Here is a 13,886-nt window from a genome sequence, read left to right as displayed (position 1 = left end):
GCTCAGTCTCCCTGCCGTTCCGCCGCCGCTTCAGCGCTGCCGAAGAAGAAGCGGATCGGTCCCTGACGCCAGCGCCGTAGCAGCGCAGCGAGCAACTGCCAGCCGTGGCGGAAGTGAGCCTGACGGGCGCGCAGCGCTACCCACAGGGCCAGGCCGAAGCTGACCAGCAGGTTGACCGTGCCGATGGCAAGAAAACCGGCCACGGAAGTGAGCACCAGCTGCCAGCTAGCCTGATGATCGAGTGCTACCATGGCCGTGGCGAAGTTGGCCGATGAAAACGTCACATGGCGGATGTCCAGCGGCAGGCCCAGTAAAAAGCCCAGCAAGGGCATAAAGCCTAGCATGATACCGAAGTAGAAGTTCCCCATCAGGCCACCGAGATTGTTTTCCAGATAGTGCCCGAGGCGAGCCAGCCGTGGCGCACCGATCAGTCGCTCCAGTCTACGCAGCTGCATTACGCGGCTGGCCCAGCGCGTGTACAGGGCCTGATTGTCGTAGTAGCCCGAAATCAGACCAGCCAGAAATAGACAGACACCGGCAATGGCGGCATACAGCAGGGTATAGCCATTGAGCGGATCGATGTCGTGCAGCAGATGCATGGCTTTCTCGGGCGAGACGAGCGGCTGCCCCGTCAGATAAGGCCAGCTCATGGCGATCAGCCACGCCACCGGTATCGCCGTGGCCAGATTGCCCAGCACGGCCATGTTCTGGGTGCGGATCACCTTGTTGCAAAGCTCGGCCATGCTGTCGATGTCGATGTTGCGGCCATCCTTGCTGTGCAAGCCTGCGGCGATGTGCGACGCCGTCATGGCAGGCTGCTTGGTGGCGACAGTGAAATGCAGCAGGTGGATGAACATAAAGCCCAGCGAATAGTTCATGGCGTACATCAGAGTCGCCACCAGCGGTGCAGTGCGCAGGCCGGACATGAGCAGTTTGAACAGCGCCATGAAGCCGATCACCAGACCGGCGCCGGCGGAAGAATAGAACATGGCGCGTAGCTGGCTGCGATCGTCGGCCACATAGTGTTCGCCCGTGTGGCTGGCGTTCTCCGTCACGTTGCGGGCCAGCAGGTTGATGTTGTCGCGCACCAGATCGCGCACCCGATAGCGGTTGCTGTGCGCGCTGATCAGTTCCTGTGCCAGTGCCAGTGCTGCCATGCGCCGCTGCGGACGCTGCTGCGGCTCCACCAGTGCCAGCAGTTTGCGCAGGCGCTGTATGCTCTGGCTCAGTGTTACCAGCAGATAGGTGAGGGCGATGCTGGTGCCCTGACTGAGGGCCTTCTTGCGGATGCTGGCGATGACGCTGTCGCACTGGTCCAGCATCACCAGCAGATGGCTGCCATCCTCGGGTGCCATGGCCGGATCGTGCTGGCGCTGCTGGTAGTTGTCCAGATAGCGCAGTGTTTCCACGTTCTGGGCGAGAAACGGCGATTCATAGGTTTCTATCTCGGTGTGGAAATTGGTCAGGCGCGGCTCAAGGCCGCTGGCACTGATGCGGTAGGACAGCGTACGTATGGCTTCCAGCAGGCCGGGCAGCATCAGCTGTTCGGCTGGACCGGCATGGGCGGCGCACAGCACATCGAGCAGGGCCAGCCAGTCTTCGGCCGGCACGGCGGCTATCCACAGCTGGTCGCTGCGGCGCAGCAGGATGCGGTCCAGCGCATCGCTCAGATAGTCCTCGCCCAGTGCCGGTGGCAGTATGCGGTAGGACACGCGCCGTTTGAATTCGCTGAAAAAGCCGTCGTTGGACAGCACACCCGTTTCCGTGTACAGGCTGGCATGGCGGCGGCTACGCAGCAGATTGCAGGCGTACTGGTAGAGCGCGGCAGCGTGGCGCGGGTTGCCTCTGAGTAGCTGGCACAGCGTGCGTACATTGGCCACGGCGCTGGCATGGTCGCTGGCCCGGCGCGGGCGCAGGGTAGCGACCAGCTGCACCATCAGGCCGATGTCGCCGCTATCGCCGTCTAGGCGTTCAAGTATCTCTAGCATGGTCGGGGTAATGGTTGGGGATGCTGCAGTCTAGCTCTCTGCGCCGGCTAAGTATGTTCGCTAGCGAACATAGGCAAGGAGGGGCGGTGGCTGGCTGGCACGGATGGCCGGGTGCCGATCCGTGCTAAATTGTCTCTTTTCAAGATAATCGGGAACGCGTATGTATCTGACTTATTTCAACGGTGGCTGGTCCGAGGGCAATACGCCCCTGTTTGGCGCGATGGATCACAGTGTCTGGCTGGGTTCTTCCGTGTTTGACGGCGCCCGTGCGATCCGTGGCCGCCTGCCGGACTTACGCCTGCATTTGCAGCGTGTAATCAATTCGGCGGAACGGGTAGGGCTGGTGTGTCCGCTGACGGTGGATGAAATGGAGCAGCTGGTGATCGATGGCGTGGCCAAGTTCCCGCCCGATGCGGAATTGTATGTGCGCCCGCTGGTCTTCGGTACCGACGGTCTGCTGGTGCCGGTGCCAGCCAAGAGCGCGTTTGCGCTGACGCTGTTCGATGCGCCCATGCCCAAGTTCCACGGCTTTTCGGCCTGCCTGACGGCCTTGCGCCGGCCCGATCCTTCGATGGCGCCGACCGATGCCAAGGCTTCGGCCCTGTATGCGAATTCCTCGAAAGTGATACGCGAAGCGCAGCAGCGTGGTTTCGATACGGCGGTGGTCTGCGACAGTCTGGGTAATGTGGCGGAGTTTGCATCGGCCAATCTGTTCCTCGTCACGCCCGAGGGCAAGGTGGTGACGCCGGTAGCGAATGGTACTTTCCTGTCCGGCATCACGCGGGCGCGTGTGATCGCTTTACTGGCACAGGAGGGGATAGCGGTGGAAGAGCGTACCGTGCGGCCGGATGAGCTGGAGACGGCGGTGGAAATTTTCAATACGGGTAACTACGGCAAGGTGTCGCCATGTACCCGTTATGAAAACCGCCCGCTGGCCATAGGCCCGATGGCATCGCTGGCGCACGCCCGTTACATGGCGTTTGCCGGTCTGGCCTGAGGCCGCGGCGCGTCACCCTAAGGGGGGGCGGAAAGTCTAGAGCCCCCGTCCGTTAATCAGGCGCAGCAGCACCATGATGATGGCGATCACCAGCAACACATGGATGAAACCACCGATGGTGTAGGACGTTACCAGTCCCAGCAGCCAGAGTATGATGAGTACGACGGCAATGGTGTAGAGCATAGCGTTCTCCTTATTCAAGTGAGGCCGCCGGTGGCAGTGCTGCCGTGGCGACGCTTGCCTGCATTCTCTCTAGCGCAGCGGTGGGTGTCCGTACGCTAGCGTACTTAATTAGCGCGCAACTGGCCGTTGACGATGCGCACGGCATCGCCTTCGCGCCACTGCGGCTGGGCCTGCTGGTGCAGCACGCGGCGCGCACCGTTATCCATCTGCACCGTGATCTCCCAGCGCTGGGTGGTCTTCATATTGCCTTCGACCTGATTGCCCGCTACCGCACCGCCCACGGCGCCGGCCACGGTGGCGAGCTGGCGGCCATGGCCGCTGCCGATCTGGTTGCCCAGCAGGCCGCCCAGGATGGCGCCGCCTGCGGCACCGACACCTGTGCCCTGGCCACGCTGCTCGACGCTGCGGACGCTGCTGATCACGCCGCAGCTATTGCAGACGGCGGCGGCTGGCCGTTCCGCAGTCTGGCCGGGCGCGGCGCTACGCGTGCCATCGACCGCAGCGTAACGCACGGGAGCGGTGTCTGTTGCGGGACGTGGCGCGTTATCGCCGCTGGCAGCCTGTAGCGTTACGCTGTCGCGGGCGTGGGTATCGGGCAGCCAGCCCATGATGGCCGCGCTGCCCACGCCGCAGAACAGCACCACGGCAACGGCGGCGCTGAGGAGCATGGGATGCAGGGATTTGCCGGAAGCTGTGCTGTGAGTGTCCATGATGAACTCCTTGAAAGGTGAAAGATGGGCTGATTTTCCGCTAGGACATCTTTTGCTTCCGTGCGTCAGCGTACATACAGCACATCATTGCGCCACTACGCTGCTGGTATGCTTACCTACGCCGCCACCGACGAACAGCACGGCGCAGCGCGCCTGCCGCAGAACCTGCTGCTGGCTGCGCTGCCCGAACCTGAACGTGCGCAGATGCTGGCCCAGTGCGACAGCGTGCGGGTACAGGCAGGGCAGGCGCTATTCGAGCCGGGGCAGATGCCGGGTTGCATGTATTTTCCGATCGATACGCTGGTGTCGCTGCTGGCCGTAGCAGATGGCCGCATGATGCTGGAAGTGGGCGTGGTGGGGCGTGAAGGCATGCTCGGTGCTTCCGTTATACGGCCAGACCGGCCTGTGCAACTGCGTGCCGTGGTGCAGCGAGCAGGGCGTCTGCTACGGGTGGATGCGGCCTGCTTCGGTCGTCTGTTCGAGGAAATGCCCGTGCTGCAGCAACTGCTGCAGCGCTATACCGATGCCTTGCTGGCGCAGGTGATACAGATCGCCGTGTGTAGCCGCTTTCACATGCTGGAGGCGCGGCTGGCGCGCTCCCTGCTGATTACACGCGACCGTCTTCAGTCGGAGAAATTTCATCTGACCCACGAATCGCTGGCCCAGATGCTGGGGGTGCGGCGGGTAGGGGTAACGAAGGCGGCCAGCGCCCTGCAGGAGAAAAAGCTGATCGGTTACAGCCGCGGCAATATCGAAATTCTCGACGGCGGGGGGCTGGAGCAGGTTTCCTGCCGTTGCTATGGTTTGGTGCGCGATGATGGCGTGCTGGGGCTAGGGCAGGTGCTGCGCTAGTTCCTGCACGCCAACAGAGTGGTGGCGGGGCGGGAAAATTAGCGCGGTGGCTTGTTGACCTGATTGCCGATGACGCCGCCCACAGCGGCACCCCCTACCGTACCGGCCGCACTGCCGCCCGTCAGCACGGAGCCAGCCACGGCGCCCAGACCGGCGCCTATCGCCGTGTTCTGGTCGCGTGCCGACATATTGCTGCAGGCGCCCAGCGTCATGCAGGCAGCCATCAGGGCGCTCAGGCCCAGTATGCGGGTGTAGTGTTGCATCTTGTTCTCCTTGATCTGGTCAGCCCTATGGGCAAAGTATGGTGGGAGCGCCAGAATGCGGCGTAGTCCGCCCACCAGCTTGCTGCCAGATTAGTCCGAGTATCGACTTAGCTCTGTTCGCTAGCGCACCTTGCGCGCCGGATCAGGGGGCGTGCTGTGTTGCCCTGCCTTGGCCAGCAGGGCAACACAGCCGGCATCGTCGCTACTACCTGCCGTCATCAGCGGCAGGATGGCGGTGATGGGTGCAACGGCCGCCAGCGCGAGCGCGCCGCCCGCACGCAGGGCCAGCACTTGCTTGTCGATGCTGATGTCCGGCTGTTTAAAGCTGCCACGCAGATAGATGGGGGCACGCAGGGAAATGATGCGCACACCCTTGGCCTGGGGACGCAGGGTCAGGTCCAGCTGCTCCTTGCGCAGGCTGACCTGTCCGCTGACATCGATGCGCGCGTCGGTGGTGTCGGCAGCGAATAGGCGCGTCTGCATCAGACCGTTGGTAACGCTGAAGTCGCTGATCAGGCAATTCAGTTGCACCTGCTTGTCGCCCACCAGCCGGGTCAGCACCACGCTGCCCAGATTCAGTCCCATTTCTTCCAGCAGCAGCTTGCTGATGCTGCCTTTGCTGACCACGCCACGCAGCTCGCCATTCGAGGCGCCCAGCAATTCCGCGACGGAATTGCCCTGTGCGTTCAAGGCGATCTCGGCATTGATTTCGCCTACCGTGGCCTGCATGGCTTCGATACGGGGGAAGAGCTGCTTCAGATGCAGGTGGCGCGCGCGAGCCTTGAGGCTGGCGGCTATGGCGTCCGGCAACTGGTGGCCACTGCCATCGAGTTTGACGCTGGCATCGAAGCTGCCGCCCGCGATCTGGAATTGCAGCGGTTCAAGGCTGAGGATCCCGTCGCGCAGCAGGATGCGGCTATCGACCTGTGTGATGGGCAATTCCTGCTCCCGCGTAATGCGCGCCGCGCTGAAACGGACGTCGGCATCCAGTGCCGTCCAGCGTGTCTTGCGGAAGGCTTCCACCGGCAGCACCTTGTTCTCTGGCTGCACGGCTGGCATGCCGCGTGCCTGTTTGCTGCGGTTGGAATCGGCCCCTATCAGCGGCCCCAGATCGCTCAGACGCAATAGCTGCGCCTGCACGGCGCCCGATAGCTGGGGGCGCTTGAGTGCCCGGCCATAGCGGTATTCGAGATTGCCGCCGATATCGGACTGGCCTACCCGCCCCATGAAGTTCTGGTATTGCCAGCGGCTGGACTGCTCGCCCAGCTCGCCATGCAGGTGACCGGTCGTGCTGAAGGCAGGCGTTTCCGGCAGCAGCACGCCGGTCAGGCCATACAGCCTTGCCATGCTGGCGCCGGACAGGCTGAGCTGCAGATCGAGGCTGGTAAGACGGGCAGGCCGGGTCAGCGTGCCGTTGATGACGATGCGGCTGCCGCCGACATCGAGCAGTGCTTCCAGCGGATAGGGCCGGGTCTGTTCCTGCAGGCCCAGCACGGCGCCGGCCTTGCCCTGTCCCTGTACGGGCTGCTGCTTCCAGTGACCCTGCAGCTGCCATGCTACGCCGTACAGTGGATCGCCCTTGAGCGTCTGCATGCTGGCGGCTAGTTCCAGTTGCTGCACGGCGTCGCGCAGCTGCACCTGGCCGTTAGCGAGTTCCAGCGTGTGCAGTTCCAGTTTCCATGTGCCCGGCTGGCGCGGCGGCGTCCATTCCCAGTTGCTACGTCCGTCCGCGCGGCGCATGAGCAGGATTTTCGGCTGCTCCAGCCGTAGCAGGGGGATGGATAGGCGGTTCTCTAGCAGCGGCAGCAATTCGATTTCGATCAGGGCGCTGTCGATGTGCGCCAGTTCGCCCTGTTCCGTCATGAGGGCGGGATGGGCCAGATGCAGGTCGCGCGCCAGTAGGCGCGGCATCGGCAGGTAGGCGCGCCAGCCCTGCTGTCCCGCGCGGCTGGCGGACCACGACCAGTGCAGCGTTAGATCGCCCCGTATCGCAAACGGACGCTGCAGGGCTACGCTGATCTTGTCATTCAGCCATGGACGGGCGCGGTTCCAGTCGGCGTGAGTCAGCAGCAGGACGATGCCGGCCAGCAGTGCGGCCAGTATGCCCGGCACTGCCAGCAGGAAGACGGTACGGCGGCGTAGCGGCATGGTGGCATTCCTCGCTCAGGTCAGTGGCGCTAGCTTACACCGTTGCTGGCGCGATCGCAGTGTGCTGTCGCACGGACCGTAGCAGGCGAGGCTTGCGTGCGTCAGCGAACTGAAACTGTTGCGCCACAGGCCTATAACGTCTAGCTATCGACAGGCTTTTCAAGGAGAGAGAGATGAAGCGATCCGAAAACAATAGGCCCCGCCGTCTGGCACTGGCATGGGCGATGGCACTGGCGGGACTGGCTGGCTGTGCGAGCGAGAAAACGCCCGCGACGGCCGATGTGGCGGTGTCGCGTGCGGCGGTCGATGCCGCCGCCAGTGCCGGTGCGGCGGAAGTGGCGCCCGCTGAAATGCAGTCTGCGCGGGACAAGCTGATGCGGGCCAATCAGGCGCTGGCCTCGCGCGACTATCAGGCTGCGGCCGACTGGGCCAATCAGGCCGAGGCCGATGCCCGGCTGGCTCAGAGCAAAGCCAATTCGGCCAAGGCGACGCTGGCAGCGGAGGAAGTTCAGCGCAGCATACAGGCGCTGCGCGACGAGCTGTCACGGAATACCTCATCTGTCACCCGCTAGGAGGGACTATCATGTACATCAAGAAAACATCCTGCACGCCCGCTACGGCCTTGCTTTCAGTACAGCCGCCAGAACGCCTGCCAGCCCAGCTGCTGGCATTTCTGCTGGCCTTGCTGCTGGTATTCTGGCTGGCTGCCTGCAGCACCACGCCCATCAGTACCAGTCTGCTGGAGCAGACCCGCAATGACTATCAGGCAGCGCTGAACGATCCCTTGGTGGCAAGCTACGCTGCGGCGGAATTCAAGGATGCCGGCGCCGCACTGGACCGCGCTAATGACGCGGCCGGACGGCGCGACAGCAGCGAGCAGATCGATAAGCTGGCCTATCTGGCTCGGCAGAAGATCGCTACGGCGCAGGAAGTGGCGCGTCAGAAACATGCCGAAGCCAGCGTGGCCCAGGCGGGACGCGAACGTGACCAGCTGCGCCTGCAGCAGCGCACGGCGGAAGCCGATCAGGCCCGCAGCGCGGCCCAGCGTGCCCAAGCGCAGGCCGATGTGGCAGCCAGCAGCGCGCGCGAGGCGCAGGCGCGCAACGCAGCGCTCCAGCAGCAGCTCACCGACCTGCAGGCAAAGCAGACCGACAGGGGCATCGTCATCACGCTCAGCGATGTGCTGTTTCAGGTGGACCGGGCCGAACTGAGTACGGACGGTATGCGTACGGCACAGAAACTGGCCGATGTGCTGATGCAATCACCCCAGAGTGTGGTGCTGATCGAAGGCTTTACCGATAGCACGGGTTCGGCCGACCACAATCTGCAACTGTCCCAGCGCCGTGCCGAAGCCGTGCGCAGTGCGCTGATAGCACTGGGCGTGGGCCAGGACAAAATCACGACGCGCGGCTATGGCGAGGCCTATCCGGTGGCCAGCAATGCCGATGCAGCCAGCCGCCAGCTGAATCGCCGCGTTGAAATCGTGCTGTCGCAGAACGGCGCACCCATCGCCAGCCGGCGCTAACAGCCAGCAATAAGCAAGGAGAACATCATGTCCGAACATTCGCTATCTCATGCGGGCGGTATCGACGTTGCTGCCATTCGCGCTGCGGCGCGCAATCTCAAGGATGGTCCCGTCACGGCCGGCTATCAGGGCGACCGGCAGGCTGTACTGGCCATGCTCAACGATGCACTGGCCACGGAGCTGGTCTGCATACTGCGCTACAAGCGCCATTACTATACGGTGACGGGGCGCGAGCATGCGTCCATCAAGGCCGAGTTTCTCGAACATGCGCTGCAGGAGCAGGAGCATGCCGACTGGCTGGCCGAGCGCATTGTCCAGCTCAATGGCGAGCCTGATTTCAATCCAGCAACATTGCTCGCCCGTAGCCATGCCGAGTATGATGTCTGTGTAGACGTGCAAGCGATGGTGCGCGCCAATCTGGTTGCCGAGCGGGTAGCGATAGAATCCTACCGGCAGATGGTGGCGCAGATAGGCGATAGCGATCCGACGACACGGCATTTGTTGATTCGTATCATGGCCGTGGAGGAGGAACATGCTGATGATATGCGCGATCTGCTCGAATAAAATGTTGTACAGTTAAGACTTATCCCACCAGAACAGGAGCTTAATCATGCTGGAACAAAACTTCAGTACCGTGAACAACGATGTGAAAACGCTGGTGAAAGATGCGCAGGCATTGTTCACGGCCGCCACGGCGCTGACTGGCGAAAAAGCCGAAGAACTGCGCGGCCGCGGCATGCGTGCGCTCGATACCGCACTGGCCAAAGCACAGGAAGCCCAGCAGAGCGCTATTGCTGCCAGCAAGGAAGTGGCGAAACAGGCGGATGAATACGTCAAGGAAAACCCATGGCGTTCGATCGCTGCGGCAGCCGGCATAGGCCTGCTGATCGGTGTGATCATTGGCCGCAAGTAAGCCATCGTGACGGATACTCCGCAACGCCCGCCCGGTCTGATTGCATCGCTGGGCAATATCGCCCGCAATAGCATAGGGCTGATTCTGACGCGGCTGGAACTGGCCGCGCTGGAATTATCCGAGGTGCGCAATCACCTGCTGCAGCTGGTGCTGGCGTTTGCACTGGCTGTGGTGGCGGGCTGTTTCGCGCTGGCCTATGCCACTGTGACCATCGTCTATCTGGCGTGGAATGCCATGGGCTGGCTGATACTGCCGCTGATGACAGCCGTGTTTGTAGCGCTGGCGCTGGGCCTGATGGTCTATGCACGGCGGCTGATCCGTAGCGGCAAGCTGTCCATGCCTGCCACGATGGCCGAGCTCAAGGCCGACCGTGACATGCTGCTGTAAGGAGGGCGACGATGAGTAAAGAAGCTGAACGCGCCGCCCTCGAAGCGGATAAACAGCGGCTGATACGCGAAGGCGAGCTATACCGGATCAAGGTAGTGCATGCCAAGGCTCTGGTCGGTAATGCGCTGCAGCCCGATGCACTGGTGCAGGGCGTGGTGGAACATGCCGTGGGGCTGGCCCAGTCGCGGCTCGGTGGTTTGCTGCAGCCCGGTGGCCTGCAGGGCATGGACGTAAAATGGCTGATGCCGTATGCCGTGACAGTCGGTTCCTTTCTGATGCGCAAGCGTATGTTCAAGCCTATGCTGGTGCTGGTGGCTGCGGCGGGCCTGGGCGCGGCGTGGCTGCGGCGCCGCCGAACTGTAGAAACCGAGCAGGAATGATGCCCTGAACGCCGCACCTTGCGGCGTTTTTTACTTGGGAGTAGATGGATGAGCAAGCTGGGACAGAATCTGAATCCGGCGCGCATGCGCGTGGTGCTGGTGCTGCAGGGCGGCGGTGCGCTGGGCGCCTATCAGGCAGGCGTATTTCAGGCCATGCACGAACATGGTCTGGCACCGGAGTGGATAGTGGGCACCTCGATCGGTGCCATCAATGCGGCTATTTTGGCCGGCAATCCCCATGAAACGCGGCTGGAGCATCTGCGCGCCTTCTGGCAGGGCATCGCCCATCGCGACAGCTACGATATGCGCCGCGTGCCGGATATGCAGCGGCGCTCGAATGTTCTGCTGCAAACCTGGGACACCTTGCTGCGCGGCGTACCCGGCTTCTTCCGGCCGCGCTGGCCCAGCGCATTTCCGCTCGGCATAGCGGTGGCGCCGGAGCAGGCCAGTTTCTACGATACCAGCGAGCTGGAAACTACGCTGAACCGGCTGATCGACTGGGAATACCTGAACCAGCCGGGCGGCATGCGCCTGACTGTGAATGCGCTCAAGGTCACCTGCGGCACGCTGCGCAGTTTCGACAATCGCCAGCAGACCATCAGCGCCGACCATATCCGTGCCAGCGGCGCCTTGCCACCGGGCTTCCCGCCGGTGCGCATCGACGGCGATCTGTACTGGGATGGCGGGCTGTATTCGAATACGCCGCTGGAAACTGTGCTCGACGATAACGAGCATATCGATACCTTATGCTTCATGGTGGACCTGTGGAGTGCCGACGGGCGCGAACCAAGCACGCTGGACGAAGTGCAGACGCGGCAGAAGGATGTGACTTTTGCCTCGCGTTCCCAGCGCCATCTCGATGATTACGTCAAGCGCCACCGCATGCAGCAAAAAATCCGCGATCTGTATCTGGCCTTGCCCGAACACGCAAAGAGCGAGCAGGGGGCACGCGATCTGGCCGAGCTGGGCTGCGGTTCCACGCTGCACGTGGTGCGCCTGCCGTATGCAGGCCGCGACTGGAATATGGCGGCCAAGGATATCAATTTTTCCCAGGGTTCGATCGAATGGCGCTGGCAGCAGGGTTATCAGGATGCCTTGCGCGCCATCGAGGTAGCGGGCTGGCTCAGCCAGGTGAGCGAGGATACCCCGCTGGTGGTGCATGAACTGCCACCTCTTCCGCACGGCGCCGATAGCCGCGCTGCATGAAGCGCGGCTATCGGCCAGACCTCGTCAGTCCGGCGCTGCAATACGGGTATCAGCGCTGCGCTAGCCGCACTACTCAATAGCGATACACGCGCCCATCGATCAGGCGCACGCGGTTGCCCACGCGCAGATCGTCGAGCACATCCTGATTGATGATGCGGTAGTCGCCATTGTCCATGCGCACGCTGATCTGGTATTGCTGGCGCGACTGGGCCTTGCGCTGGCTTTCGATATTGTTGCCGACCAGGGCGCCGCCTACCGCGCCGGCGACCGTGGCGGCGGTGCGTCCGCTACCGGAACCCACCTGATTGCCCAGCAAAGCACCGACTACGCCACCCGCCACGGCACCGGTACCGCTGTTGCTATCGTTCACGGCAACCATCTTGATGGCATCGATGGTGCCAAAACTGGCCGACTCTGCAGGGTTGCTGTAATAGCCTTGCTGGGCGGGCGGACGGTTGCTGGCGCAGCCGCCCAGCAGGGCGGCAGAGGCGAGCAGGACGCTGATAGTCGTAGTCATGGTGCGCATGGTATTCCTCCTTAAATAATGTCCACAGGGTAAGCCGAGCGCTGAGCAAGGTCTGTGCGCTGCTGCACCCATGAGGGAAACGCCGCTTTCGTACGCTAGCGTACGGAGTACAGTCGGGATAGAGCGTAAAACGTCAGACAACGGTGATCGCACAGATCGCCGGATAGCAAGTGACAACTGATCCGACATCACAACATCACAAGGAGAATGCCATGAAACTGACCCGACATATTGCGACTGCTTTATTCACCGTAACCCTGCTGTCTGCGGCCGGTTGTGCGCCCACGCCCACGCGCGAGGGCACAGGTGAATATGTCGACGATTCCGTCATCACCACCAAGGTAAAAGCGGGCATCTTCAATGAGCCTAGCCTGAAGTCCACCGAGATCAATGTCGAGACCTTCAAGGGCACCGTGCAGCTGAGCGGCTTTGTGGCTCAGCCTGACGATATGGCCAAGGCGGCCGAAATTGCCCGCAGTGTGAAAGGGGTAAAAGCCGTCAAGAATGATATCCACGTGAAGTAAGCGGCCACCCCGGCATCGTCCTGTTGCGTCATGACTTGTCTAGTGCCGAAACTTGGCTAAGATGGGAGCATGGGCTCGCGTCAGCATGGGGCTGGCCGGCTATTGCAACAGGGGGATGCCATGGAACCCGAACACGAAAGACGCCAGCCGTGGCAGGACGGAGCAGAAGCTGCGGGCTGGCAGTCGCTCGAGCATATCGTGCGTCAGGCACTCACGATGCAGCGGGATCTGGGCACGGCCCATGCCGTGGAATTTCTGCGCACGATAGGCGTCAGCCCTGCCGTGATTGCGCGTGTGCTAGCGCCCGATGCGCGCCTGCGTGAAGCGGACCAGCTGGCGCTGGCCAGCAGCGTGCCCGTGGCCGATCTGCCCGTTGCATCGGCTGGCCACTACTGGCGCTGCCGCCAGCAATAGTGCGTCTAAGCTGCATAGCCTCGGACCTGACGCAAGCTGCCGTACTGCAAGGCATACTGGCGCGTGAACTCGGCACCGAGAAAGAATATCTGTGCCGAGTAGTACACCCACAGCAGCAGTGCCACCATGGCGCTGGCAGCGCCATAGCTGTCGGCCAGTGCACTGTGACCGATATACACCCCGATCAGATGCTTGCCCAGTGTGAATAGTGCCGCCGTGCCGAGCGCACCGGTCAGCACGTCACGCCAGGCCAGCCGCACCTGGGGCAGCCACTTGAAGATTGCAGCGAACAATGCGCTGATGACGAGATAGGCGAACAGTGAATTGAACAGTCCCAGCACCGCCGCCAGATAGCGGTTATCGGCGGCGCCTAGCTGGTCTAGCACGCTCAGGGCAGCGCTTAGCGCCAGCGATACCAGCAGCAGAAACGCCAGCACCAGTATCATGCCGAATGACAGCAGGCGGGTACGCAACATGGCCAGCAGTGCGTTATCGCGTACCGGCGTGATGTGCCAGATTTCGTCGAGGCTAGCTTTCAGTTCCGCAAAGACAGTCGTCGCGCCGACCAGCAGGATGGCCGCTGCCAGCGCTGTCGCCCAGCGTCCGGCTGCAGGGTTACGCGCACCGGCCAGCAATAGTTCTATGGCCTGCGCGCCATCCTTGCCGAGCAGGCTGCGCAGTTCACCGAACAGCTGACCGCGCGCCGCCGCTTCGCCATACAGGCTGCCGGCTATGGCCAGCACCAGCAGCAGTACGGGGGCCAGCGAGAACAGCGTGTAGAAAGCCAGCGCCGCGCCCTTGCTGGCAGCGCGGTGCGTCAGCCAGTCGTTGCAAGTGGCATGCAGCAGCCGGTAAAGTGAGTTCTGCATA

18 protein-coding genes are annotated in these 13,886 nt (G+C 62.7%); 11 read left to right on the top strand and 7 right to left on the bottom strand.

Annotated features, from left to right (window positions below; all coding sequences use genetic code 11):
• Positions 1 to 2: 2 nt before the first annotated feature.
• Complete coding sequence (locus tag GTP27_RS02620) at positions 3 to 1,988, bottom strand: site-specific recombinase (protein ID WP_161037594.1); 1,986 nt, start codon at positions 1,986 to 1,988, stop codon at positions 3 to 5.
• Positions 1,989 to 2,148: 160 nt separating this feature from the next.
• Between GTP27_RS02620 and GTP27_RS02615 the strand changes: the two genes are divergently transcribed.
• Positions 2,149 to 2,985, top strand: coding sequence for a branched-chain amino acid aminotransferase (locus tag GTP27_RS02615; RefSeq protein WP_161037593.1), 837 nt, complete (start codon positions 2,149 to 2,151; stop codon positions 2,983 to 2,985).
• Between the two features lie 36 nt (positions 2,986 to 3,021).
• On the opposite strand, the gene GTP27_RS02610 is transcribed toward GTP27_RS02615, so the two are convergent.
• Positions 3,022 to 3,168: a lmo0937 family membrane protein gene (locus GTP27_RS02610; protein WP_155434136.1), complete on the bottom strand. Its 147-nt coding sequence runs from the start codon at positions 3,166 to 3,168 to the stop codon at positions 3,022 to 3,024.
• A gap of 104 nt (positions 3,169 to 3,272) precedes the next feature.
• Positions 3,273 to 3,878: a glycine zipper 2TM domain-containing protein gene (locus GTP27_RS02605; protein ID WP_161037592.1), complete on the bottom strand. Its 606-nt coding sequence runs from the start codon at positions 3,876 to 3,878 to the stop codon at positions 3,273 to 3,275.
• 108 nt (positions 3,879 to 3,986) lie between these two features.
• Here GTP27_RS02605 and GTP27_RS02600 point away from each other — a divergent pair, with 108 nt between their 5' ends.
• Positions 3,987 to 4,730, top strand: coding sequence for a Crp/Fnr family transcriptional regulator (locus GTP27_RS02600; protein ID WP_161037591.1), 744 nt, complete (start codon positions 3,987 to 3,989; stop codon positions 4,728 to 4,730).
• 38 nt (positions 4,731 to 4,768) lie between these two features.
• Here the strand turns inward: GTP27_RS02600 and GTP27_RS02595 are convergent, their stop codons facing one another.
• A complete protein-coding gene (locus GTP27_RS02595; RefSeq protein ID WP_503826529.1) occupies positions 4,769 to 4,954 on the bottom strand; it encodes a YMGG-like glycine zipper-containing protein in 186 nt (61 codons plus the stop codon).
• Between the two features lie 159 nt (positions 4,955 to 5,113).
• On the bottom strand, positions 5,114 to 7,141 hold the full coding sequence (locus tag GTP27_RS02590) for an AsmA family protein (RefSeq protein WP_161037589.1): 2,028 nt from the start codon (positions 7,139 to 7,141) through the stop codon (positions 5,114 to 5,116).
• A gap of 173 nt (positions 7,142 to 7,314) precedes the next feature.
• Here GTP27_RS02590 and GTP27_RS02585 point away from each other — a divergent pair, with 173 nt between their 5' ends.
• Genes GTP27_RS02585 through GTP27_RS02555 form a run of 7 tightly spaced genes read left to right on the top strand, consistent with a single transcriptional unit; the run spans position 7,315 to position 11,552 of the window.
• Positions 7,315 to 7,713 carry a DUF4398 domain-containing protein gene (locus GTP27_RS02585; RefSeq protein ID WP_161037588.1) on the top strand — a complete coding sequence of 133 codons (399 nt, stop codon included), beginning with the start codon at positions 7,315 to 7,317 and terminating at the stop codon, positions 7,711 to 7,713.
• Positions 7,714 to 7,724: 11 nt separating this feature from the next.
• Complete coding sequence (locus GTP27_RS02580; RefSeq protein ID WP_161037587.1) at positions 7,725 to 8,666, top strand: OmpA family protein; 942 nt, start codon at positions 7,725 to 7,727, stop codon at positions 8,664 to 8,666.
• Positions 8,667 to 8,693: 27 nt separating this feature from the next.
• Entirely contained in the window at positions 8,694 to 9,230 is a 537-nt protein-coding gene (locus tag GTP27_RS02575; protein ID WP_161037586.1) for a ferritin-like domain-containing protein, read from the top strand.
• Positions 9,231 to 9,276: 46 nt separating this feature from the next.
• Positions 9,277 to 9,579 carry an ElaB/YgaM/YqjD family protein gene (locus tag GTP27_RS02570; RefSeq protein ID WP_155433514.1) on the top strand — a complete coding sequence of 101 codons (303 nt, stop codon included), beginning with the start codon at positions 9,277 to 9,279 and terminating at the stop codon, positions 9,577 to 9,579.
• A 6-nt stretch (positions 9,580 to 9,585) separates the two neighbouring features.
• Entirely contained in the window at positions 9,586 to 9,966 is a 381-nt protein-coding gene (locus GTP27_RS02565; RefSeq protein WP_161037585.1) for a phage holin family protein, read from the top strand.
• Between the two features lie 11 nt (positions 9,967 to 9,977).
• A complete protein-coding gene (locus GTP27_RS02560) occupies positions 9,978 to 10,346 on the top strand; it encodes a hypothetical protein (protein ID WP_161037584.1) in 369 nt (122 codons plus the stop codon).
• 48 nt (positions 10,347 to 10,394) lie between these two features.
• Entirely contained in the window at positions 10,395 to 11,552 is a 1,158-nt protein-coding gene (locus GTP27_RS02555) for a patatin-like phospholipase family protein (protein WP_229633328.1), read from the top strand.
• A gap of 73 nt (positions 11,553 to 11,625) precedes the next feature.
• Here the strand turns inward: GTP27_RS02555 and GTP27_RS02550 are convergent, their stop codons facing one another.
• Positions 11,626 to 12,078 (bottom strand): outer membrane lipoprotein, encoded by a 453-nt coding sequence (locus GTP27_RS02550; RefSeq protein ID WP_161037583.1) that lies wholly within the window; start codon positions 12,076 to 12,078, stop codon positions 11,626 to 11,628.
• Between the two features lie 212 nt (positions 12,079 to 12,290).
• Between GTP27_RS02550 and GTP27_RS02545 the strand changes: the two genes are divergently transcribed.
• Positions 12,291 to 12,602, top strand: coding sequence for a BON domain-containing protein (locus tag GTP27_RS02545; RefSeq protein ID WP_161037582.1), 312 nt, complete (start codon positions 12,291 to 12,293; stop codon positions 12,600 to 12,602).
• Between the two features lie 120 nt (positions 12,603 to 12,722).
• Complete coding sequence (locus GTP27_RS02540; RefSeq protein WP_161037581.1) at positions 12,723 to 13,016, top strand: hypothetical protein; 294 nt, start codon at positions 12,723 to 12,725, stop codon at positions 13,014 to 13,016.
• A 5-nt stretch (positions 13,017 to 13,021) separates the two neighbouring features.
• On the opposite strand, the gene GTP27_RS02535 is transcribed toward GTP27_RS02540, so the two are convergent.
• Complete coding sequence (locus GTP27_RS02535) at positions 13,022 to 13,885, bottom strand: YihY/virulence factor BrkB family protein (RefSeq protein WP_161037580.1); 864 nt, start codon at positions 13,883 to 13,885, stop codon at positions 13,022 to 13,024.
• Position 13,886 lies beyond the last annotated feature (1 nt).

This window comes from Duganella qianjiadongensis (assembly GCF_009857915.1).
Taxonomy (GTDB): Bacteria; Pseudomonadota; Gammaproteobacteria; order Burkholderiales; family Burkholderiaceae_D; genus Rugamonas; species Rugamonas qianjiadongensis.
The sequence above is the reverse complement of the archived record's forward strand: the minus strand, read 5'-3'. Positions and strand labels throughout refer to the sequence as shown.